General features: G+C 37.6%; 1 protein-coding gene. It reads right to left on the reverse strand.

The features are described 5' to 3' along the window. A partial coding sequence (locus ACFIK8_RS09860) for a sensor histidine kinase (RefSeq protein ID WP_375669318.1) occupies positions 1-340 on the reverse strand: 340 nt, incomplete at both ends.

Consider the following 340-nt stretch of genomic DNA (forward strand, 5'->3'; position numbering starts at 1 on the left):
GTGGCATAAGTGTTCGCAATGCTTCACTGATGATAGGCTCAAGATCGATATTCTTACAATCAACAGTAAATCTTCCAGCTTCTATTTTAGACATATCAAGAATATCATTAATAAGGGTTAGAAGATGGCTACCTGAATTGTAAATATCACGCATATATTCCTTATAGCGTTTTGAGCCAAGAGGGCCAAAGGTAGATTGCAACATGATGTCTGAAAAGCCCAGAATGGCATTCAGTGGAGTCCGCAATTCATGGGACATATTGGCTAAAAATTCTGATTTAGCTTTGTTAGCACTTTCAGCCCGCTCTTTTTCTGCTTTCAGACTTTTATTAAGTTTTTC

Source organism: Bartonella sp. MR168JLCBS (assembly GCF_042194175.1).